The organism is Halomicrococcus pelagicus (assembly GCF_050954125.1).
Window position 1 is genome coordinate 89,362 of sequence record NZ_JBPBWC010000009.1, and the last position, 20,029, is coordinate 109,390.

16 protein-coding genes are annotated in these 20,029 nt (G+C 62.7%); 8 read left to right on the forward strand and 8 right to left on the reverse strand.

The window, feature by feature from the left end:
- Window positions 1-15 precede the first annotated feature (15 nt).
- From ACRYA2_RS16380 to ACRYA2_RS16390, 3 genes are read left to right on the forward strand one after another with little or no spacing between them, the layout of a single operon-like run.
- Window positions 16-1,083, forward strand: coding sequence for a DUF354 domain-containing protein (locus tag ACRYA2_RS16380; RefSeq protein WP_433630406.1), 1,068 nt, complete (start codon window positions 16-18; stop codon window positions 1,081-1,083).
- 41 nt (window positions 1,084-1,124) lie between these two features.
- Window positions 1,125-3,110: a hypothetical protein gene (locus ACRYA2_RS16385; protein ID WP_433630409.1), complete on the forward strand. Its 1,986-nt coding sequence runs from the start codon at window positions 1,125-1,127 to the stop codon at window positions 3,108-3,110.
- Between the two features lie 40 nt (window positions 3,111-3,150).
- Window positions 3,151-4,065: an NAD-dependent epimerase/dehydratase family protein gene (locus ACRYA2_RS16390; RefSeq protein ID WP_433630412.1), complete on the forward strand. Its 915-nt coding sequence runs from the start codon at window positions 3,151-3,153 to the stop codon at window positions 4,063-4,065.
- A 126-nt stretch (window positions 4,066-4,191) separates the two neighbouring features.
- Here the strand turns inward: ACRYA2_RS16390 and ACRYA2_RS16395 are convergent, their stop codons facing one another.
- The 4 genes from ACRYA2_RS16395 to ACRYA2_RS16410 all read right to left on the reverse strand — a co-directional run bounded on the left by ACRYA2_RS16395 (window position 4,192) and on the right by ACRYA2_RS16410 (window position 9,802).
- The gene (locus tag ACRYA2_RS16395; RefSeq protein ID WP_433630415.1) at window positions 4,192-4,779 is read right to left on the reverse strand and encodes a metal-dependent hydrolase; all 588 of its coding nucleotides are present in this window, start codon (window positions 4,777-4,779) and stop codon (window positions 4,192-4,194) included.
- Window positions 4,779-6,155, reverse strand: coding sequence for a DUF1616 domain-containing protein (locus ACRYA2_RS16400; RefSeq protein WP_433630418.1), 1,377 nt, complete (start codon window positions 6,153-6,155; stop codon window positions 4,779-4,781). Before ACRYA2_RS16400 ends, ACRYA2_RS16395 begins: the two co-directional genes overlap by 1 nt.
- Window positions 6,156-6,289: 134 nt before the next feature.
- Window positions 6,290-8,008 carry an asparagine synthase-related protein gene (locus ACRYA2_RS16405; protein WP_433630420.1) on the reverse strand — a complete coding sequence of 573 codons (1,719 nt, stop codon included), beginning with the start codon at window positions 8,006-8,008 and terminating at the stop codon, window positions 6,290-6,292.
- 270 nt (window positions 8,009-8,278) lie between these two features.
- On the reverse strand, window positions 8,279-9,802 hold the full coding sequence (locus tag ACRYA2_RS16410) for a lipopolysaccharide biosynthesis protein (protein ID WP_433630423.1): 1,524 nt from the start codon (window positions 9,800-9,802) through the stop codon (window positions 8,279-8,281).
- A gap of 179 nt (window positions 9,803-9,981) precedes the next feature.
- Here ACRYA2_RS16410 and ACRYA2_RS16415 point away from each other — a divergent pair, with 179 nt between their 5' ends.
- Window positions 9,982-10,782 carry an FkbM family methyltransferase gene (locus ACRYA2_RS16415; protein ID WP_433630426.1) on the forward strand — a complete coding sequence of 267 codons (801 nt, stop codon included), beginning with the start codon at window positions 9,982-9,984 and terminating at the stop codon, window positions 10,780-10,782.
- Between the two features lie 417 nt (window positions 10,783-11,199).
- Here ACRYA2_RS16415 and ACRYA2_RS16420 read toward each other — a convergent pair whose 3' ends face one another.
- Complete coding sequence (locus ACRYA2_RS16420; RefSeq protein ID WP_433630429.1) at window positions 11,200-12,204, reverse strand: hypothetical protein; 1,005 nt, start codon at window positions 12,202-12,204, stop codon at window positions 11,200-11,202.
- A 186-nt stretch (window positions 12,205-12,390) separates the two neighbouring features.
- On the reverse strand, window positions 12,391-12,684 hold the full coding sequence (locus tag ACRYA2_RS16425; RefSeq protein ID WP_433630432.1) for a hypothetical protein: 294 nt from the start codon (window positions 12,682-12,684) through the stop codon (window positions 12,391-12,393).
- A 240-nt stretch (window positions 12,685-12,924) separates the two neighbouring features.
- On the opposite strand from ACRYA2_RS16425, the gene ACRYA2_RS16430 reads away from it, so the two are divergent.
- Window positions 12,925-14,274 (forward strand): polysaccharide deacetylase family protein, encoded by a 1,350-nt coding sequence (locus tag ACRYA2_RS16430; RefSeq protein ID WP_433630435.1) that lies wholly within the window; start codon window positions 12,925-12,927, stop codon window positions 14,272-14,274.
- An 11-nt stretch (window positions 14,275-14,285) separates the two neighbouring features.
- On the opposite strand, the gene ACRYA2_RS16435 is transcribed toward ACRYA2_RS16430, so the two are convergent.
- Together ACRYA2_RS16435 and ACRYA2_RS16440 are read right to left on the reverse strand one after the other, a co-directional pair.
- A complete protein-coding gene (locus ACRYA2_RS16435) occupies window positions 14,286-15,506 on the reverse strand; it encodes an RNA-guided endonuclease InsQ/TnpB family protein (protein WP_433630437.1) in 1,221 nt (406 codons plus the stop codon).
- Window positions 15,507-15,858: 352 nt separating this feature from the next.
- On the reverse strand, window positions 15,859-16,668 hold the full coding sequence (locus ACRYA2_RS16440) for an FkbM family methyltransferase (RefSeq protein WP_433630440.1): 810 nt from the start codon (window positions 16,666-16,668) through the stop codon (window positions 15,859-15,861).
- Between the two features lie 232 nt (window positions 16,669-16,900).
- On the opposite strand from ACRYA2_RS16440, the gene ACRYA2_RS16445 reads away from it, so the two are divergent.
- The 3 genes from ACRYA2_RS16445 (at window position 16,901) to ACRYA2_RS16455 (ending at window position 19,991) form a co-directional block, all read left to right on the forward strand.
- Window positions 16,901-18,412 (forward strand): M1 aminopeptidase family protein, encoded by a 1,512-nt coding sequence (locus tag ACRYA2_RS16445; RefSeq protein ID WP_433630443.1) that lies wholly within the window; start codon window positions 16,901-16,903, stop codon window positions 18,410-18,412.
- Window positions 18,413-18,843: 431 nt separating this feature from the next.
- Window positions 18,844-19,260 (forward strand): DUF7344 domain-containing protein, encoded by a 417-nt coding sequence (locus tag ACRYA2_RS16450; protein WP_433630446.1) that lies wholly within the window; start codon window positions 18,844-18,846, stop codon window positions 19,258-19,260.
- Complete coding sequence (locus ACRYA2_RS16455; RefSeq protein ID WP_433630449.1) at window positions 19,257-19,991, forward strand: DICT sensory domain-containing protein; 735 nt, start codon at window positions 19,257-19,259, stop codon at window positions 19,989-19,991. Before ACRYA2_RS16450 ends, ACRYA2_RS16455 begins: the two co-directional genes overlap by 4 nt.
- Window positions 19,992-20,029 lie beyond the last annotated feature (38 nt).

Here is a 20,029-nt window from a genome sequence, read left to right on the forward strand (position 1 = left end):
CAGGAGGGGTAACCTGTGAGGGTGTTCGTTACTATCCAGCATCCGGCCCACGTCCACTTCTTCCGGCATGCTATCGACGAACTGGAGCGCGCCGGCCACGACGTCGACGTGTTCGCCCGCGAGAAGGAGATGGCGGTCGAACTGCTAGAGCGGTTCGACATTGACCATGAGGTGCTCGCCGGTTCGGCGTCTGGACTGTCGGAACTCGCCCGGACGCAGGCAACCTACGAGGCGCGGCTGCTCCGCCACGCGCTCGAACGACGCCCTGACGTCATAACAGCCATCGGCGGTGTCGCGGCCGCTCACGTCGCGACGCTCACCCGCTCCCGAAGCGTCATCTTCTACGACACCGAGCATGCCGACCTCATCCAGAACCTTGCATTCCCGTTCGCCGACGCTGTCTATACGCCCGACTGCTATCAGCGTGGCGTCGGCCCGAAGCAGGTTCGGTACGCCGGCTATCATGAACTCGCCTACCTCCACCCTGACCGGTTCACGCCGGACCCTGACATAGTTCGCGATCTTGGTCTTGACCCCGATGACCAGTTCGTCGTCCTCCGCCTCGTTGATTGGGGGGCGTCGCACGATGTAGGTCATGCCGGCTTCGACGACGCAAGCGAGGTCGTCGACCGCCTCGAAGACGCTGGTGCGGAGGTACTGATAACGTCAGAGGCGGACCTCCCGCCGGACTTGGAGGAGTACCGCGCAACCGTCGCCCCGCACCGGATGCACAACCTGCTGGCGTACGCCGACCTGTTCGTCGGTGAGGGAGCGACGATGGCCGCCGAGAGCGCCGTCCTCGGGACGCCCGCGGTCTACGTCAACTCACTGTCGATGGGCTACACCGATGAACTCGACAAGCGTTACGACCTGCTCTTCAACTTCCAAGGTGACCGCCGCCACGCCGAGGCGCTCTCGACCTCGGTCGAGATACTGGACGGTGACGACGACTGGGCGGCCCGCCGCGAGCGGTTGCTCGCCGACAAAGTGGATACGACCGACGTGATCGTACGCGCTATCGAGAATCGCGCGCGTCCTAACCGCGACAGCGCAGCGACTGCAGAAACGAATACAGAGATTTAACTATGAAAACAGAACCTTGCTTCGACTGGAGGCGATGAGCGATGGCTGGAAACGTCTCTGGCTGGCTTCGCCAACGCCGCTTCGACGTCGACGCCGCCATCATCGGTCTCGCTCTGGCGCTGCTGATGTTCCCGCTACGGTTCGTCCTCGACCAGATATACGTCAATACTATCCCCATCGTCCTCGGCCTCGGCTGCATTGTGTACCTGCTGGCGGTACGCAACGACGACCGCTACTCAGCGGTCGAATTCCCCTCCGTCTCACGGCCAGTGGCGCAACTCCTGCCGAGCGCTGTGTTCGTCCTTTCAGCGATGCTCATCGCCATCGGCCTCTACACCGGCGAGCGCTCGCTCCCCTTCCACCTCTTCTCGGCGATCACAGGGGCGCTCATCATCTTCCAAATACTGTTCACCGACGAGGAACACTTTCTTCCGTCCCTGCTCCTCGTCGAGGTGCTGACGCTGGCGTTCGTCGTCCGGTTCATGGCGGTGTACACCACTCCGTCGTACATCGGAATCGACATTTGGACGCATACGACTCAGTTGGCAGGCGGCGTCCTGCGCCAGCACTCCCTGACGGCGATGGAGGGCAACAAGCATATCGCCGCGCCGCTATACCACCTGTTGGTCGCGTCGTCGGCGATGCTGTATGATGTATCACTGCGCAATGCCCTCTATCTCTCCGTTGGCGTCGCAGTACCGATGTCCATCTTATTCGTCTACGCCACGACGAAGCTCTTAGTCCCAGTACGCTGGGCCGTCTTCGCGGCAATGCTCTACTCAGTCGGCGACTACTTCATCGAGTGGGGTATCCACCTGATTCCGACGAGCCATGGTCTCCTCTTCTTCGTCGCCATCCTTTACGCTCTCTTGCGTATCATGCAATTAGAGTACGGCGCACGTGACTTCGCGCTGCTTGTCTTCCTTTCGGTCGCCATCATCCTCACTCACCAAGTCTCGACGTTCATCATGCTCGTCGTCCTGGGCTCCGGGTTGGTCGCGCAGTTCGCGCTCCGACTCGACCTCTTCCAGGCGACCGCGAACAGGCCGGGGGTCTACCGCCAGATGGAGCCAGTGAACCTCGCCGGACTGCTGGCGTTCGACGCCGGCCTCATCACGTTCATGTGGTCGTTCACGCCGTACAACGGCGACTCGTTCCTCGAAACTGTCCTACTGTATCTTGCGGAGACGCTGCGGTCGAGCGCAGGATTCCTGAATACTGTTGACCCAAGCGCGGAGGGTGTCCCGCTCCCACCGCCGACGCTCTTCGAACAGGCTGTCGAGTACGTCAACACGCTCGGATTTATCATTCTGTTCGGACTCACAGTCATCGGTTGCCTCTACGTGCTCCGGCGCAGGCGGGTCAGCCATTCCGTGTTCACATTGCTGGTTGCAACCGTCGTCATGACCGTGTTCACGCTCGGGCTCCCGCTGATGGGTATTCGCAACTTCATCCCGCAGCGGTGGTTCGCGTTCCTCTACGTGACGATGACAGTGCTCTCGGCACTCGGTGTCGGCTACCTCGTCCATAACCTGGATCGCCGCGTCGCTGTTGCGATGCTGGTGCTCGTCGCCTTCATCTACCCGCCGATGATGATGATGTCCGGTCACGGTACACTCGATAGCCCTGCTTTCCCCAGCGAGCAGGAACGACTCACTTATACCGAACCGGAGATGGCCGCCGTCCACTCTATCGCGGACATGACTGGCTCTCCGGAATCGTCGAATGTTCTCCCCAGCCAGGTGCTCCGTACGGACCATCCCTATCAGACAGTGTTCACTAGAACACATGCGTATCCGGCTGACGCAGCCAACCTCTCGGTCAATGGCGGCCGGACCAACCACCCGATTACCGTCTACCGTACCTACCAGTCCGAGGGCGCACCGAAGTTCCGAATGGTCAACGAGAGTGCGAACGCCAGCGTCCCGGTTCGCCGGACCGTTGAACGCGACCGGATCTGTCGGCCGGGTCAGAGCGTCCTCTATTCAAACGGACAGGTAGTTATGTGCTCAAATCGGACGACATAGAAGCGAACACCTTTTCTTTCACCCCGGTGCAGGCCCACGTATGCAGGACAAGCGCGTGCTCGTCACCGGCGGTGCTGGATTCATTGGGTCAAACCTCGCCAACCACCTCGCCGAAGACAATGAGGTCCTCGCTCTGGACAACGGATATCTCGGCACTCCCGAAAATCTCGACGAGAGCGTTGAGTACGTCGAGGCGGACGTGCTCGACGAGGACCTCCCCACCGACGTTGATGTCGTCTATCACTTGGCGGCCCTCTCTAGTCGCCAGATGCTTGAGGAGAACCCTCGCCAGGGTGCCCGTGTCAACATCGAGGGCTTCATCAACGTCGTTGAGCAGGCCAAGGCGGACGGCTGTGACACCTTCGTCTATGCTTCGACGTCCTCGGCCTATGGCAGTCGCACCGAACCGTCCCCGGAGGACATGGACCTCGAGGCATCCACAGGCTACGACGCCTCAATGCTCGGACGCGAGCGCTACGCCGAGTACTACAGCGACTTCTACGACGAGTTGACGCTCGCGGGGATGCGCTTTTTCTCGGTCTACCAGGGCTATGGCGGTACAGAGGAACACAAGGGCCAGTATGCGAACACTATCTCACAGTTCGCTGATAAGATTGCCGACGGTGAATCGCCCGTCCTCTGGGGCGACGGTTCGCAGACGCGCGACTTCACTCACGTCTCCGACATCGTCCGCGGCCTCGAACTCGCTGCCGACCACGAACTCACCGGTGTTTACAACCTCGGCACCGGCGACCCCTACTCATTCAACGAAATGGTCGAGATAATCAACGACGTACTTGGAACTGACGTCGAACCCGAGTACGAACCAATCCCGCTTGAGAACTATGTCCACGACACCTGCGCCGACATCTCAAAGATGACGGAGGCGACCGGCTGGGAACCCCAGATACAGTTCGAAGAGGGCGTTCGGCGCGTCTGCGAGCAGTACCAGTAGTCGACCGACTTCTCTTCTCGAGGCGCTCGGTGGTGCTCGCGCGAGAACGCGGCGACGGTGCCGACGCCGGTTCGTGAGCGGTTCAACGCTTCGCGGTCGCCTACCGTCCGCGAGCGCTCCGGCGGTTCACGAGTGGTCCCGCTGCTTTCCCGTGGAGAGCCAGTACGGCGTCGGCACGCCCGGCATGCCGTCGTACACCCACAGCAGGAAGACCGAGGCCGCCAGCACCAGTTCGAACGCGAGCACCGGCGAGAGCTCCAGTTCCGCCAGCATCTCCAAGTACTCGGAGAAGTAGACGACGAAGCGCTCAACGAGACCGTAGTCGTTCTCGTAGGCCGGCATCTCGACGATGGGCCACAGCAGCACTTCCGGCTTCAGTCCTTCCCCGAGGACGGCCGGGTAAATCACGTCGCCGATGAGATGCGAGCAGTAGCCGACCGCGAACGCCGCGCCGTAGCGCAGGCGACGCCGCCAGCCGGCCAGGCCGAGCGCGAGCGCGACGACGACCGGCGCGACGAAGACGGAGTGAGATATCGAGTACCCCGACGGAAAGAGGCCGACTGACCACGATAGCGGCTTGTCGACCAGGTCCGGGAGGACGCTGGCGACCGCGAGCACGAGAACTTCACGCGTCTCCGGCGCTCTCCGTCTGACGAGGTGGACGGCCAGCGAGTAACAGAGGTAGCCGAAGGCGAGATGCTCCCACGGCCACATCAGCGGCCGCCACCGTCCGGCCGGTCGCGGGCGAAGAAGCCGTCGGTAGTCGTCGTTCCGGTGGTTCCGGTGGTGGTCGCCGTCGTCCCCCCGGTAGTTCCAGTGGTTCCGGTAGTTCCAGTGGTTCCGGTGGTTCCAGTGGTGATCCCTGTCGTCCCCCCGGTAGTTCCGGTGGTCGTTCCCGTGGTTCCGGTGATTCCAGTGGTTCCAGTGGCTGTTCCTGTGTCCCCTGTGGTTCCGCTAGTAGTCTGTGCGGTTGTTCCTGTCGTCGGAGTCGGGAATCCGGAGGTAGTCGTCGTGCTCGTGGTGTCTGTCGTCGGTCGCGTCGTCCGGGCGGTCGTTGTGTCCGACGGTGGTGCAGCGGTGTCTCCTGCCGACCCGTCGTCCTGCGACCCGTCTCCGGCGTCAGTCTCCGTTCGGCTCGCCCGCTGGGACTCCTGGACCGACACCCAGAGGCGGGTCGTCCGGTAAGGCGCGTCGCTCGGGTCGCCCTTGTAGAGGAATAGCTTGATACGCAGGTTATCGCCCGTTATCTCCGGTTGCACGTCCAGGTTCACCTGTTTGGTCTTCCCCTGGTCCACGGTGACCGACCGCTCGCCGAGGCGCTGTCGCTCGGTCACCTCCCCGTCCTCGACGCGCTGGAGCACCGCGACGACCGTGTAGCTCGTCCGCGATTCCTCGTGGTTGCCGACGTTGACCGGCAGCGTAGAGGTCTCACCAGGTGGATACGTCGTCTGGTACATCGAGTTGGTGTCGCTGCTGACGTTGTCTGTCTCGACATAGAATTCCGTGAACTCCCGACCCTGCGGCGGGTTGAACATCGCGTACGCCGCTGTGGTGGCAACCAGAAGGAAGCTCACTACGATGACGACGTTCAGTAGCGCGCGCCGACCGCCATCGTCGCCGCGTCCGATTGGACTGAATAGCATCGCAGGGACGCTTGGTGAGTACCGCTCCTGGAATGGTACACGCAGTCGCCGGACGAACGCCACTATCGCGAAGAAGACGGTGAAAACGATGATCCCATAGATAATTGGGGTCACCCGAATGCCCCACGGTGTGAAGTTCGCCGCCGCGGCGACCAACGGGACGATGGCCACTGACAGCGCCACCGACAGTGCAAGGCGCTCAGGGCCGCCAAGATTGTACGTCGCGTCCGTTTCGTTGGTCCCGAAGGTCCGCCGACCGCCGCCTGTATTGCCCGAGGGGTATAGCGCCGACAGTAGCACGTATCCCGGCAGGAAAACAACAAGCGGCATGACCAGCGCGACACGCAGTCGCCCACCGAGATCGGCAAGCACCACGAGTCCCCCGACCACGGCCAGAACGAGGACCACCAGCAGATCGACGAACCACCAGCGGCTGTTCGCACTCATTGCCAATAGAGATGCGTTCGACGGGTTTTATTATACGGCTCTTAAGCCGCCGAAGGCCGATGCCGTCGTGTCGGAAAAATATGGCGGCGAGAATCGGCGACCGGACCAGTTCGATGACCGGAGTGGATCATCGCCTACTGCTCGGAGGCAATGCTGTCGTTCGGGTACTCGTCTGCGGGCATGTGGAGCACATCTGTCGGGTTGACGGCCTTTTCCGAGCACTGGGCCACCCAGCCGACCATATCGTTGATGCGCAGTTTGTGCCGCGAAGGCAGTTCATGAACGGTCTCGTGCTCGGGGAATAGCCGCTGGTCTAAGTTGTATTGGTCATACACCGTATCGCGGTCCGGCCACGCAGGCTCGAACTCACTGACGAACGGTAGTTTACGCCGGGCGAACTGCTCCATGCCCGATAGGAGGTCAGACGTGTACGGACGGTCCGGCGGTCGATGCCGGAACAGGTCGCCATCTAGTTGCTGAATAGCCCGGATGAACGTCTTCGTCGTCCGGTATTCTGGTGGTGTCTGGAGATGCCACTCCAGTAGCTCCGTGTCGGCGGCGATGAACGATTCGAGATAGTGGTCTGCGAGATGTGTCCGGGACGGAATGGTCGGCTGGTTGCTGATACTGAACAGGGACAGCGCATTCTGGGTTGTGTCCGTTCGATCCCAACAGCGGTCGAACTCGTCGGCGATGGCTTGTCGGACGAACTTCTCACCGGCCTCCGAGTCTCCAGTATACTGTTCGGCTATTTGTCGACTCTTGTCGGGTTTGAAGCCGAAGTTATCCAGCGAAGCCGTGACGGCGTCGGGGTTCTGTTCAAGTTGTCCCAAGGGAACGGTCTTGCCGAACAACTCTACCTCGACGCGCTTCTGGGCAAACCCTTTCAGTAGCGTGTCGAACAGCAGGGCATGATACATCGTGTCGACTTCAATGTCGTTGTTGTAGCCCGCGTGGTGGACGTGGATGGACTCCTTGATGCCGTTGGTGGCTCGAACCTTCTCTTCGCCCGGTACGATGTAGCGGTCGTTGGTCACCAGCGTCGTGTGATCGACGCCATACTGGTTCGCCAGCCGGCGAGCGACCTTGACCTCCTGGGCATCCGGCATTCCGACCGTGTAGGTGTGGTCGAGTTCCCCGAACTGCGAGAGTATCGTGCGCGAATCGTAGCCAGCTGACAGTAGCAGGCCCTTGTCGCCCGGTTGGCGCGAGCGTCGCCGTATGGCCCGCTGCATTCGGTCGGCGAGTTCGCCGGCGTAGTCCATCTCCTGCTCGTCGTAGACGAATCGGTCGAGCTCGCCCGCCTCATTGGCCGTCAGATAGCCGTCGAACGGCGTCCGCTGTAGTTCATGGAACAGTGTCTTGTTCCCAAGGACGACGCCCATATGGAGGAATTCACCGACCGAGCGCCGGCGCATCGACGTATCCTCGACGGTGCGGGCAACTGCAGCAGCGTCCGACCCAAACACACGGACACCAGGATCGTCGGTATAGAAACACTCCCACGACCGAATTGGGTCGGTGAGCACAATCGCCTCGCCGTTGTGTTCAATGAATGCGAGGTACGAGCCGTTGAGCGCGCGGATAGCGTCGACGCCGTCTTCGGCGTAGCGCTCCAGCAGCCAGCGCGCCGGCTCTGACCAGCCGCGTTTGTTGGGGTATGCCTCCCCCCAGATGACGCAATTCCCCTCTTCGCTGGAGTAGGATGCGCTTCGACCTGGAATTCCGAGTCCGGTATCTCGAATTCCGACTGTCGCAATATCGCTTTCCACAACGTCATCAAACTCTCGCTCGGACCGGAACCGGGTGAATGTTTCCCGGTCACCGAACACGCCGAATATCTCCTTGTTCATCGTTCTAGCCTCGCTCCGTGGTCAATGCCAGCTGCGCCAGTACGGCTCGCGACGGGTTGTCCGTCCACCATCGGCTCCCAACTCGCGACGACTCCTCGTCGGGTAACGCCGTCTGTTGCGCAGTTCACTTGTGCCACGGGTAGCTTTGCTAACGCTATCGTCACTAGAGGAGTTAACTATACAGTAGATAACATCAGCTAAATTTTGATTAAACTGGGATGGAATGGACTCTATCCACTCTCTAAGGTTAGATCACTCGTTGAACCGGTGTCACTCTCCGACTGCACCGGTCACCGTACTGAGCACGTCGCGGATACCGTACCCGCCCCACGTCTCCATTGCAAGGATAGTCGCGCCGTAGGTCGCCACACCCGTAGCGACCATAACGACGAACTTCGGAATGCCCGCGACTGGTGCGTTTGTTCCGACGAACGCCACCGCCGCGTACATGATTCCACTGGCGATCAGCGGGTAGCCGACGATGGTGAGCAACCGCCGGTAACTCCCGTCGACGACGCGCACGCCGAGGTACGACGAGACGGGCGCGGAGAACAAGAGGGCATTGCCGACGACGACCGCGCTCGCGCCGACGATGCCGTACGCTGCCGTCGCCGGGTAGATGGTCGCCGCCATGATGGCGAGTTTGCCCACCTGGATCTTCGTCGCGAGTTCGGGTTTGCCGACTGCCTGGAAAAGCGGGCCGGTCGTCGCGCCGATGGACCGCAACAGCCCCCACAGTGCAAGTAATTGCATCACGGTGACGGCGGGCAACCACTGCGGGCCGAGGAACGCGCGGACGAACGCCTCTGCGACGGCGACGATGCCGATAGCGAGCGGGATGGAGACGAACGTCGTCAGCTGGACCGTCTTGAAGAACGCTCGTCGGAGGTTCGAGGCGTCGTTTTGGAGCTTCGAGTACGTCGGGAAGATAACCTTCGAGATGACCTTCGTCACCTCTGTCGCCGGCGCGTTCGATATCTTGTAGGCGTACTGGTAGAGGCCGAGCGCCGCGCTGCCGAGTAGCCAGCCGACGAACACGTCGTCGCCCTCCGTGATGAGGAAAACGACGATCCCCGATGCCGTAATCCACTTGCCATACCCGACTAGTTCCCGCACCTTCGGCACGTCGAACGCAGGCCAGGGCCGGTGCTCGTGGAGGACGTACGACAGCAGCGTCGCCGCGAGCACACCTGCGACGTCACCGAACACGAGCGCCCAGACGTTCTCCCACGCGAACGCCAGTCCGACGGCGACCGACACGGAGACGACCGCCTTCCCGACGAGGTAGACGAACTGCTTGTCGTAGTCGAGGTCCTTCCGGAAGTAGACGATGCCAGGGTTCTGGACGCCGGTTATCAGCGGTACCAGCGACATCGCCTGGATGACTTGCGTCGCCGTCTTGCCGGCACCGAAGAAGTCGCGCGCGATGTACGGCGCGGCGAGGATACCGATACCAGCCAGTATCGCCCCGCGGAGCGCGGTCAGCGTCCACGCCGTATCGAGGTAGCCGTCGATGTCGTTCTCTTCCTTCTGGATGAGCGCTTCCTTGATGCCGAGGTTCGAGAACCGCCGCATCGCCGCCAACGTCAACAGAGCGTATGCGACCAGGCCGAACTGCTTCGGTCCAAGGATATTCCCGAGGATGACGAGTTTCACCATCTGGAGCCCGCGCCCGAGGACGTTCGCCATCGTCGCCCAGATACCACTCTTGACTGCCCGTTCGGAGACGTCGCCACCGGGGGTCAGCCGCCGCTTCAATCGTCGCAACCGCGCGAGAAGCTCCTTCGGCGTCATCAGTCTATTCTCAAGGTCGTCTAGCGAGCACTCGTCGGCTCACCGGACGTAGTATCCCGTCGACTGCTACTGTGCTCGCGGACTTTATTATGGACCTGCTAAGCCGCATTCCTTTGCCCGCCGGCATCGGATTAGCGGTGACATATATTTATACGTAGCCTCTTGACATTCATTCATTCATGCCTGACCTGGCCCGCCGGGCAGCCCAGAGCCGCCTCTGGACGGTTTGCAAGCAGGCCGGGATAGCGTCATATCTCTCCTCCTTCTATTGGCATGCGAAGCTCGCCACTCACCTCTGGTCGGCGTCGGCGACGGTCGGTGGCCACACCATTCAGTTCGCCGCTGACACGCGCACAGAGTACCAGCGCGTTACCTCACTCGTCGGTGAGAGATCCGTCGTTGAGTCGTTGCTCACCGACGTTCGCGGTTCAGATGTGGTGTATGACGTCGGCGCGAACATCGGAACCCACACCTGCTTCGTCAGCAGGCGACTCCGGGACGGCGTCGCCGTCGCGTTTGAGCCCATGCCGACGAACGCCGTACGGCTGCGCCACAACCTCTCGGTGAACGCGCCTGCCGGTCGCTGGCGGGTCGCCGAATTCGCGCTCTCGGACGAAGATGGCTCGGGGCAGCTGTCGGTCGAAGGCGACGACTACGGCGCGGGGAAACACGCCCTTAGCACGAACGGTGACCTGTCCATCGACGTCCGGCGCGGCGAGTCGCTAATCGACGATGGCACCTATCCGCCGCCGGACGTCCTCAAGGTGGACGTCGAAGGGGCGGAACTGCGCGTGCTACGGGGGCTCGGCGACCGGCTTGACGACGTGCGCGTCGTCTACGCAGAACTCCACCACGGCCTGAGCGCCGACTACGGCACCTCGACCGATGAGATAGAGCAGTATCTCCGCGACCACGGCTTCTCGGTCGAGCGCCTCAACGAGCGCTCGGACGCCTACCACGTCCGCGCCGTGCGAGAGTAGCGTCCGAGCCTCTTCGTGCGGGCAGCACCGGATATTAGCTGAATTGAGGCGCTAAGCCCCCTTCCTCAACGAGCGAGCGGAGCGAGCGAGTAGGGAGGGGATACAGCGCCGTCATCGTCATTCGTACTCTCTCTCTCTCACCGACACACGTACTCCCCACACGGTCGAATTGTGGTAGTACGATGCTCACCACGCTTCCGACGGTGTTCAAGCGCGACACCAAGCGCGCACCGTCGGTTGTGGTCGAGTGTCCATTCGGTAGGAGTGGGACACTCCGAACCACCTGTGAAGAGAAGTCGCCTGCGGAGTCTGGGACCGCTGTGCCCACGTCGGGTGCAAGTGCCGACGCAGAAACAGGAAGCCCTGTCCGCACCAAGCGAGGGGCGAGTAGCCCCGAGCGCGGTAGGACAGGGTAGTTCACAAGCTGTTATTGTACCCGCTGTAACCGTCGGCGCTGTCGTCGCGGATACCGTTCTCGATGTCGCTCTCCTTGACGTAGATATCCTCGGCGTCGTCGGTCAGGTGCAGGCCCGCACGACCGTTACGCGAGCGAGCGCTGACGTCCTTGATCCACGTGTCGTCGCCGTGGTCGACGATGGGAACGTCGGGGGAGACGTAGTTCCCCTGGTAGACGAGGCAGTTCGCGCCCCTGTTTATCAGCGCGTGGCGGCCCTCGTTGCTGCTGTGGTCGACGTTCACGTCCCGAAACTCGCAGTTGTCGCGGGCGTTGTAAATCGCGCCCCGGGTTCCGTTCTCGGGTGCCTCGCCGGTGACGGTGACGTGTTCGAGGAACACCGGTCCGTTGTCCTTCCCTTCCTTTATCTTCACCGCGGGACCGCCGCCCGCGTCGTGGTCGATGTCGGTACACTTGATGCGGGTCTTCCCCGCGGAGGAACGGACGGAAACCGTGGCGGTCGGCTCGTCGGACTGGACCGTGATGGTCGAGTTGACGATGTAGTTGTACTCCGCACCGTCGGTGATCCAGATGATGGGACTCTCACGGAGGTTCGTCTGGAAGTCGACGTTGTCGACCACGAGGAGGTTGCCGGCTTTAAGATGGACGCCGCGCTGGGCCCAACCGCTATCCTCGCCGTCGACGACGACCGTCGCGTTTTTGATGTAGCTGTCGTGGCCCCTGAGGCGTACGTTCGTGCCCAGATTGTTCTGGAACAGACCGCCTTCGACGCGGATGGCTCCGGTACCGTGGGCGGCGTAGAGACCATTGTCCGGGCACCCGCGGAGAACGCAGTCGTGGAACATCATCGTGCCCTCGTTCGTGCCGTTGCAGACGATGCCCGAGGGACCGTTCCAGAGTCGGTCACCCGGAGCGTTCTTCGTCAGCGCGGCACCCCCAGGGCTGCGAAGCGCTCGACGAGGCCAGAGCCGTCGGAGTCGGTGACGATGAACCGGACGGGTCCTCACGCGCCGCTGTCGTGATGGCCGATTACGTCGACGTCACGGACGACCATCCCGTCGGCGACGACCGCGTCGACGGCCCGGATGCCTGTGTCCTCGCGCGTCTGGTCGACGGTGAACCCCTTGACGTGCAGGTCGGCACCCGGTGCGTAGTCGATGCCGAGGCGGAACAGTCGGTAGTTCCAGTCGCCCTCATCGTCGAAGTCGTGGAAGTTCGCCGACGAGCTCCGCGTCGTGGCCGACCATCTCGAAGTTGTTAAAGCCGACGTGGCAAACCTGCTGGTCCACGTAGTACTGCCCTGGGAGGAACTTCAGCAGCGTATCGTCGCCGGCCAGTTCCTCGACGACGGACATGATCGACTCGCTCCCGTTGGGGTCTGCTCCTTCTTCTGTTACTTCGATGACTATTCCGTATCGTTCCGCGATGTCATCGCCTGCGGCAGCGGTGCCGACGACCAAAGTAGCCGCGACGGCAGCACTCGTCAATTGGAGATATGAATGACGGCTTGTTTTCTTCCAATTTCGTCTGTCTGACGCCATCAACTCGGCCATCTTGATGGGGAACATTAATTACTGATACCTAGTCGAGTTGTATTTCAGGTTCTGAGCCGTCGGAAACGTTGTGAACGGTATCTGGTGAACGATGTTCACAGTCGTATAATCCACGTCACAGTTCGCTTAAGCGCCATATAAGAAAATACCCGTGTCTGTTTTGATGAGGTAGCGATGAGTAAACAGACTCGACGTACGTTCCTCGCTACTGTCGGTGCGACCGGCCTTGCGGGATGTTCCGCAATAAGTGGCGATAACTCGACCAACACGCCCTCCGGAACCACGTCTCAGACGAAGACGACCACAACCAACGACGGTGGTGACGGAACCACAAACAACAAGACGACCTCCTCCAACTCGAACGGGTCGCAGGCGTTCGCGGACTTTGAGGACCTCAGCCGCTGGTCCGCTCTTGACCAGATGGGGACGCTCAAGAAGAGCAAGAACGCCTACACCGGCTCGCAGGCCGCCTTCGTTACGGGCGGGAAGAAGACGAACGAGGGGAAGATCGAGGCCGCTGCCGCCCAGTTCGGCAAGAACAACAACCTCGCTGACTTTAGCAACAAGAGCCTCTCACTCGCGTTCAAGTGCAAATCACACCGGTACTCGAAGATATCTGTTCGCCTCATCGACATTGGCAAGCGTACGATGGAGATGAAGCGGACGCTCGTCGGTCCAAAGGATACCTGGGTTCGCGTGAACCTCGGAACGACGGGTGTGACGAATCCGAATAACTTTGATCTCTCGAGTATTTACAAAATCCGCATCATTGGCCGGCCGCGCGACCAGAAATCCTCCAACCGCATCAAGTTCCTCGTCGATGATCTGCAGACCGTCAAACAGCCCAAGAAGGGCAAAGTGATGCTGACGTTCGACGATGGACTGTCGTCGCAGTACCAGAAGGCGTATCAGCTGATGAAGAAGCCGGAATACGACTTCCCTGGCGTTGCCGCAGTTATCACGGACGCCATCGGCAACGGCGACTTCATGTCCTACGAGCAGCTGCACCAGATGAGCAAGAAAAACGGCTGGGACGTGATCTGCCACCCGAACGCCCAGGCCAAGCCGATGCCAGGATATTCGAAGCAGAAACAGAAGCAACTGATGCAGCAGTCGAAGAACTACCTGCGGGATGCTGGATTCGACGGTCACAAGTACATGGCCGTCCCGAAGAACGTCGTCGGCCCGACGACGTTCAAACTCGCCCAGGACATGTTCGACCTCACATTCAGCTGGGGCGCGTCACCGAACGCACTCCCGCTAATCACGAAAGACACGCTCGTCTCCCGCATGTACGCCCACCAGAAGAGCCAGACGAGCATGCGAACGGTCAAGCAACGGATCGACGCGGCCGCTCAATACAAGCAGCTGACGCCGCTGCTGTTCCACCGGATCGGCGGCAAGAACGGCATTCCGATGAAGGACTTCAAGACGATTCTGAACTACATCAAGAAGAAGAACGTCGACGTCGTCACGCCGTCGGACCTCGACAAGCAAGGCCTCTTGCAGAAGACGCCCAAGTGAACTACCCCACCCTACCGCTCGCCTGACGGCTCGCGCTTGCGAGTGGGGCTTCCTGTTTCTACGACGCGCTTTGCAAATACTGAGGTATCCACAGCGAGCGCAGTCTCCACAGGCGGTGATTCGGAGCGTCCAGCTCCTAATCGCTTGATGCCGCGAGAAAGAATGTTCCATGCCGCGTTCCGGTCCCTATCGGCGGTGAACCCGCACGACGGGCAAGAGTGTTCGCGGACCCACAACGGTTTGTCCGTCTCGACGCTGCACGCCGCGCACTCCTTGGTCGTTCCTCTCGGGTTGACCGCCACGAAATGCGTCCCCTCGCGCTCGCACTTGTATTCCAACATCCGCAGGAACGTTCCCCACGCCGCGCCGGCGCGGTTCCGTGAGTTGCCCGGCAGTTCGAGCAACTCGGCGGCGTCCAAGTCTTCGACCGCCACAAGGTCGTACTCTCGGGCGTAATGGTTCGACAACTTGTGGAGGAAGTCACGGCGCTTGTTCTTCAGGTCGGCGTGACGTTCGGCCACGACGCGCCGCTGTTCCTTCCAGTTGTTCGACCCGTGTTCCTTCCGTGAAAGGTCGCGTTGGGCGCGTTCCAACCGCTCGCGTTCGTCCGAGAGGTCGAGCGACCCTACGGCGGTGCCATCGGTGTCGTGGGCGTACGTGAGTATACCAACGTCGATACCGACGCACCGCTTGGGCGTCTCCGGCTTCTCGGGCGGGCCGTCGGGAGTTTCGACGCCGAGGATGGCGTACCACTTGCCGGTCGCCTCGCGTTTGACCGTGACGGTCTTTATCTTGGCGCCGTTCGGGAGGTCCCGGTGGAATGCCAAGGGTATCTCACCGATTTTCGAGAGCCACAGTTTGGTCCGACCACTCGTGTTCTTGAGCTCGAAGCCGGATTGACTATAGGTGAACGAACGGTACTCGCCTTGTCCTTTCCACTTGAGTGTCCCGACGCGGTGGCTGTTCTCTTTGCGGCCACGGAGCGTCGTGAGGTTATCGTACACCCGCTGGACGACCTTCTGTAGCACCTTCGAGTGAACGTGTTTCAAGTAGTTCCACCACTTCTTGAGGTCGGGGAGTCGCTTCTGTTCGGAATACGACGAGGTGTCATCGTTCCGATTCAAGTGGTGAAGGAAGTGGTTGTAGACCTGCCTACAGGTATCGACAGTCTCTGCTAACCGTTCTTCGAGCGCGTCGGACGGTCGGAGACGATACCTGTAGCTGTAGATCATTCAGAACGTTCTTCGATGAGTTTGTCCAACTTGTCTTGGACGAATCAGGAGAGATTCAGGTGGTTGTCCTGAATCCACTCCTCTTGGTCGTCGCGGACGGTGATGTTCTTGCGCGTTGCCACACGTATGATACACACAACACTCTATAAAGACTCCAGTAGGATGCGGTGGGCCTGTGGGCCAGCCAGTGCAGCATGTATGAACAAGTGTGCGGCGCTGTATCCCGTCCCTACTCACTCGCTTCGCTCGTTCGTTGAGGAAGGGGCCCTTAGTGCCTATTTCAGGTAATTACGCTGATTGGTCGCACCAACGGTCACCGCCTGTTGGTCCCCTTCCACTTCGCGTCTTACGTCTACTTCGCCGCGCGCAGGAAGTACTCCTCGCCCCGGTCGTGTATCGTCTCGACCGCGAAACCGCAGTCGTTCAGCATCTCGCGCACGTCGGCCTCGCTCGCGCCGTACTCGTCGAGCAACGTCGGATGCACCTCGCAGTAGACCAGCCGGCACGCCGGTCGTGCGAGCGTCGCCGCGAGTCCGCGGAGAGCGTCCACCTCCGCACCCTCGACGTCCACCTTAATGACGTTCGGCGGCAGTACCTCACCGGCTTCGACCAGCGCGTCGCCCCGGCGCATCGTCACCGATTCGGTGCCGTCGGTCGAAAGCTGGGCGACGCCGTCGGTCGCCATCGCGCCCTCGCCACTCTCGTCCGTCAGCGCTTCGCGGCGCACGTCCGCGGTCGCCCCATTGTGCGCGAGGTTCGCCTCGACGCGAGCGGCTTTCTCCTCGCGCGGTTCGAAGGCGACGACCTGGCCGTCGGGGAGCGCCGCGGCCGCGAAGCAGGTGTAGGTGCCGACGTACGCGCCCACGTCGAAGACCGTGTCGTCGGGCTTGAGGCGACCGAGCAGATCCGCGAGCACCGGCCGTTCGTCGACGAGCGTCTGGTAGTGGCGGAACTCGTCGGCCGAGTCGGCGCGGAACGCGACCTCGACGTCCCCGACCCGTCGTTCGTGGGTGCCGCCGGCGGCACGGTAGTTCAGCCACCAGTACGCCCGCGAGAGCGTCGACTGCAGGCCGAGACGGCGGATGGCGGTGCTCGCGGGCGGGGTAGCGAGCGCCTTCCGTCCGGCCCGGAGGACGACCGACGCGAGGTTATTTGATGACATTGTTTGGGTGTATTTTCTCCCGAGAGCCTTGAGTGTGGGGGTCATCCCGATGCGCGGTTTTCGCCGCCTCCGCTGGCGAACGAGCGCGACCTGCGGCGGGGTGGGGCGCCGACCCGTCCGCGGTCACGTGGAACTGGCGTTGCCCTATTCGCCGACGGACCGGCCGTACGACCGCCCCAACGGCGCCGCAGGCGTCGTATAACAAACCCGTCGGGAGTCGTCGCCCGAGTCGATGACGCGCCCCGGGGGATGGGTTTCCCAACCGACGGTCTCGTTGCTGGTCGCGCTCCTCGTCGTCGCGACCGCGTTCGCGCCCGTGGCGGCGGCGACGGCGCGAACGGACGCCGCTCCGGCTGCGCGACCGGATTCGGCAGCGTCGCTCCAGTCGCAGTCGGCCGCGTCGCCGCCGAGCGTGAACGTCACGGTCGAACGCGGCGACGACCTCGAGACGGTCCGTCTCCACCTCTCGTTCGACGCGCCGGCGGAAGCGCGGTCGTTCTGGGTACTCGACTACACTGGAAACGTGGTGTCCACCGAGGGGTTCGTCGCGGACGAGACGGAGGACGGCGACTCGGGCTACCGCTGGGACGGCGAGACGGCGTCGCCGTCGATGACGGTCGAGACGAGCGTCGACGCCGCCGCGGGGAGCGGCGACTCCGAAGGAAGCGAGTACGCCGCCACTGACGCGTGGACGCTCGTGCCGACGCCGAAGCTCGCGGTGGCGTGGCTGCCGGCGGACGGCAGCGAGTGGCGCTATCGCCGACCGCTCCAGCGGGAGTCGTACCCGAAGCGCGTCGAGTTCGTCGAAGCGGGCGTCCTCGGCGGGTCGTTCCTCTACGTCGGCCAGTACGAGGAGTACACCCGACGCGCGGACGGCCAGCGGTTCCGCGTGGTCGTCGCGGCGAACGCGACGCCAGCGACGAAACCCCCCGAGGCGCTCGACGCGCTCGCGGCAGCCAGCCGGCGGCTCCCGGGTGAGTCACCCGACGACGTGCTGGCGTTCGTCCTGCCGGACCCCATCCGGCGGGGTGGGTTCGCCGCCGCGAAGACGGACGAGTTCTGGGTCCACGAAGACGCCGAACTCTCGGACCCGTCGAATCTCTGGGTGCACGAGTACGTCCACACGCGCCAGTCGTTCTCCCTGGAGACGCGGATGCAGTGGTTCCGCGAGGCCAGCGCCGGCTACTTCGCCGCCAACGCCTCGATGCGACAGGGACGGGTCGAGCGCGCGACGGTCGCGCGGACGCTGCGAGGCAAGGCGTTCGCGGACGCGACCCTCTCGAAGCCGTCGACGTGGTCGAGCCACGAGGTGCCGTACTACCGCGGACCGCTCGTCCTCTGGGCGCTGGACCGCCGGATTCGACAGGCGACCGACGGCGACCGCGACCTGCGCGACGTGTTCGACCGGATGAACCGCCAGAAGGGGGCGATGAGCTACGCCGACTTCGAGCGCATCGTCGCCGACGTGGCCGGCCGGTCGCTGGACGCGTGGCTCGAGCGGTACGTCACGACGACGGAGCGTCCCGGCGTCAAGCAACTCGGCGTCGCCGCCGCCGAGGTCGACGGACCGCCCGGCGACGGCCGGGGCGCCCCCGGAGACCGCCCCCGACTGCCGGGAGCGGCGGAGTATCTCTCCTCGGCGCTGGCGCTGTGGAGCGCGCTGGCGCTGGTCGGACTGGCGGTCGGACTGACGCTCGGCGGTCGCGTCGCCGACGCCGCGGAGCGGTTCCGGGACCGGCGGTAGGTCGACGCGTCGAACCCGAAGCCGCAACGGTTCGGGTGTTCGCGGACGGGTCGTTCGCTTCCCGACCGTCGCCGTCGGTGGCGGTCGACCAGGAACTGGGCGGCGACCCCCGGAGAGAGAGAGACCGGTTTCGGCGCTCGTCACGGCACCCTCCCCTCCGCCGACTGGCCTTTAGTGATTCTCGCGACAACGGATAGATACGAGCGGAGACGACGCTCGTTCTCCCCGGTGTTCTCGTCGACCAGCCGTCGCTCCGTCGTTCCCCCGACCGTTCTCGGGGGTCTTCCACCGTCGAGTGGCGACGTTATCGGTCCCGAGAGGACCGTCCTGCTCTCCGTTGACCGGTTGAGGCCGGCGTACGACTCCGACGATGGTGGTTGGTAACAAAACACTTACCGGCCGGTGCGCCGATACTGACGACTAGAGTGGCAATGGACCGAAACGGTGCCGATGGAATCCCCGACGTGTTAGTGGACACCTCTATCGACGAACAGGTGTTTCGGGCGCTCTCCGAGCGTCCGCGACGGTACGCGCTCTACGTGCTACTCGACCGGGAGTCCATCGAGACGAGCGAACTCGCGGACGTTCTCACCGGATGGCTCTACGCCGCCGGACGCGGAATGGCAGGGCCGGAGGAGCGCGAACGGGTCCGACGCGACCTGTACCACGTTCACCTGCCGATGCTGGTCGACGCCGGACTCGTGGAGTGCGACGAGGCGTACACCGTCATCGAACTCTCCGCGCTTCGCGTTCGCGTGCTCGAACTGGTGCAGTGGTCACGGGCGTACGAACGACGGACCGGTCGGGATGTCCGCTCTACGACCGACTATCGAAACGGAGAGGTATGAGTTCCTCCCGTCCGTTCCTCAAGGCGAAGATAGACGAGGTAGCGGCGGACGAAAAGCAGTTCGTCGTGTACGCAGCGACGGCGGACGACGACTTCGCCGAGCGGTTCGCCACCAGGAATGTCGCCGTCACGCACCGACTGCTACCCGACGTCGGCGGGGACGGCTTCGTCGTCGTCCGCGACCGCGAGGGGTTCCGGGCCGTCGTCGGCATCGCGACGCTCCGGGCGTTCCTGACGCCGCCCGTCTCACTGTCCGGGACCGCCGACGTCGACACGGCCGACTTCCGGGCGTTCCTCGCGCTACTGGACGACACCCTGTTCCGGTCGATGAACCGGCGGCAATTGCTCGCAACGTCGCGGGAGATCGAGGACCGAGCGTGGCGATACGGGACGGGCCAGATTCACGTCGGCTTCCAGTCGCTGACGGCGTTTCGCACGCAGATCACCGTCTACCGGTTGCTGGCGAACCGGCCGCAACTGTCGGTCCACGTCTACGGGCGACCGGAGTGGACGCCGCCCGACGACACGGGCATCACCTGGCACGTCGAATCGAACGACGAAATCGGCGACGTCTGGTTCCTCGCGTACGACGGTGGCGGGGAGGACGATATTAAGTGCGCGCTCCTCGCCGAGCAGCGCGGACCGAGCACGTACGACGGCTTCTGGACGTACGACCCAGCGACCGTCGACCAGGTCGTCGCGTACCTCCGGCAGACATACGTTGAGTCCTGACCGCGCGTCGCCGGTACTCGTCGGTCTACGTGCTCATG

Coding starts and splice junctions, on each gene's coding strand:
- ACRYA2_RS16385 (WP_433630409.1), top strand. CDS start 1,125: ATGGCTGGAAACGTCTCTGGCTGGCTTCGCCAACGCCGCTTCGACGTC.
- ACRYA2_RS16390 (WP_433630412.1), top strand. CDS start 3,151: ATGCAGGACAAGCGCGTGCTCGTCACCGGCGGTGCTGGATTCATTGGG.
- ACRYA2_RS16395 (WP_433630415.1), bottom strand. CDS start 4,779: ATGTGGCCGTGGGAGCATCTCGCCTTCGGCTACCTCTGTTACTCGCTG.
- ACRYA2_RS16400 (WP_433630418.1), bottom strand. CDS start 6,155: ATGAGTGCGAACAGCCGCTGGTGGTTCGTCGATCTGCTGGTGGTCCTC.
- ACRYA2_RS16405 (WP_433630420.1), bottom strand. CDS start 8,008: ATGAACAAGGAGATATTCGGCGTGTTCGGTGACCGGGAAACATTCACC.
- ACRYA2_RS16410 (WP_433630423.1), bottom strand. CDS start 9,802: ATGACGCCGAAGGAGCTTCTCGCGCGGTTGCGACGATTGAAGCGGCGG.
- ACRYA2_RS16415 (WP_433630426.1), top strand. CDS start 9,982: ATGCCTGACCTGGCCCGCCGGGCAGCCCAGAGCCGCCTCTGGACGGTT.
- ACRYA2_RS16430 (WP_433630435.1), top strand. CDS start 12,925: ATGAGTAAACAGACTCGACGTACGTTCCTCGCTACTGTCGGTGCGACC.
- ACRYA2_RS16435 (WP_433630437.1), bottom strand. CDS start 15,506: ATGATCTACAGCTACAGGTATCGTCTCCGACCGTCCGACGCGCTCGAA.
- ACRYA2_RS16440 (WP_433630440.1), bottom strand. CDS start 16,668: ATGTCATCAAATAACCTCGCGTCGGTCGTCCTCCGGGCCGGACGGAAG.
- ACRYA2_RS16445 (WP_433630443.1), top strand. CDS start 16,901: ATGACGCGCCCCGGGGGATGGGTTTCCCAACCGACGGTCTCGTTGCTG.
- ACRYA2_RS16450 (WP_433630446.1), top strand. CDS start 18,844: ATGGACCGAAACGGTGCCGATGGAATCCCCGACGTGTTAGTGGACACC.
- ACRYA2_RS16455 (WP_433630449.1), top strand. CDS start 19,257: ATGAGTTCCTCCCGTCCGTTCCTCAAGGCGAAGATAGACGAGGTAGCG.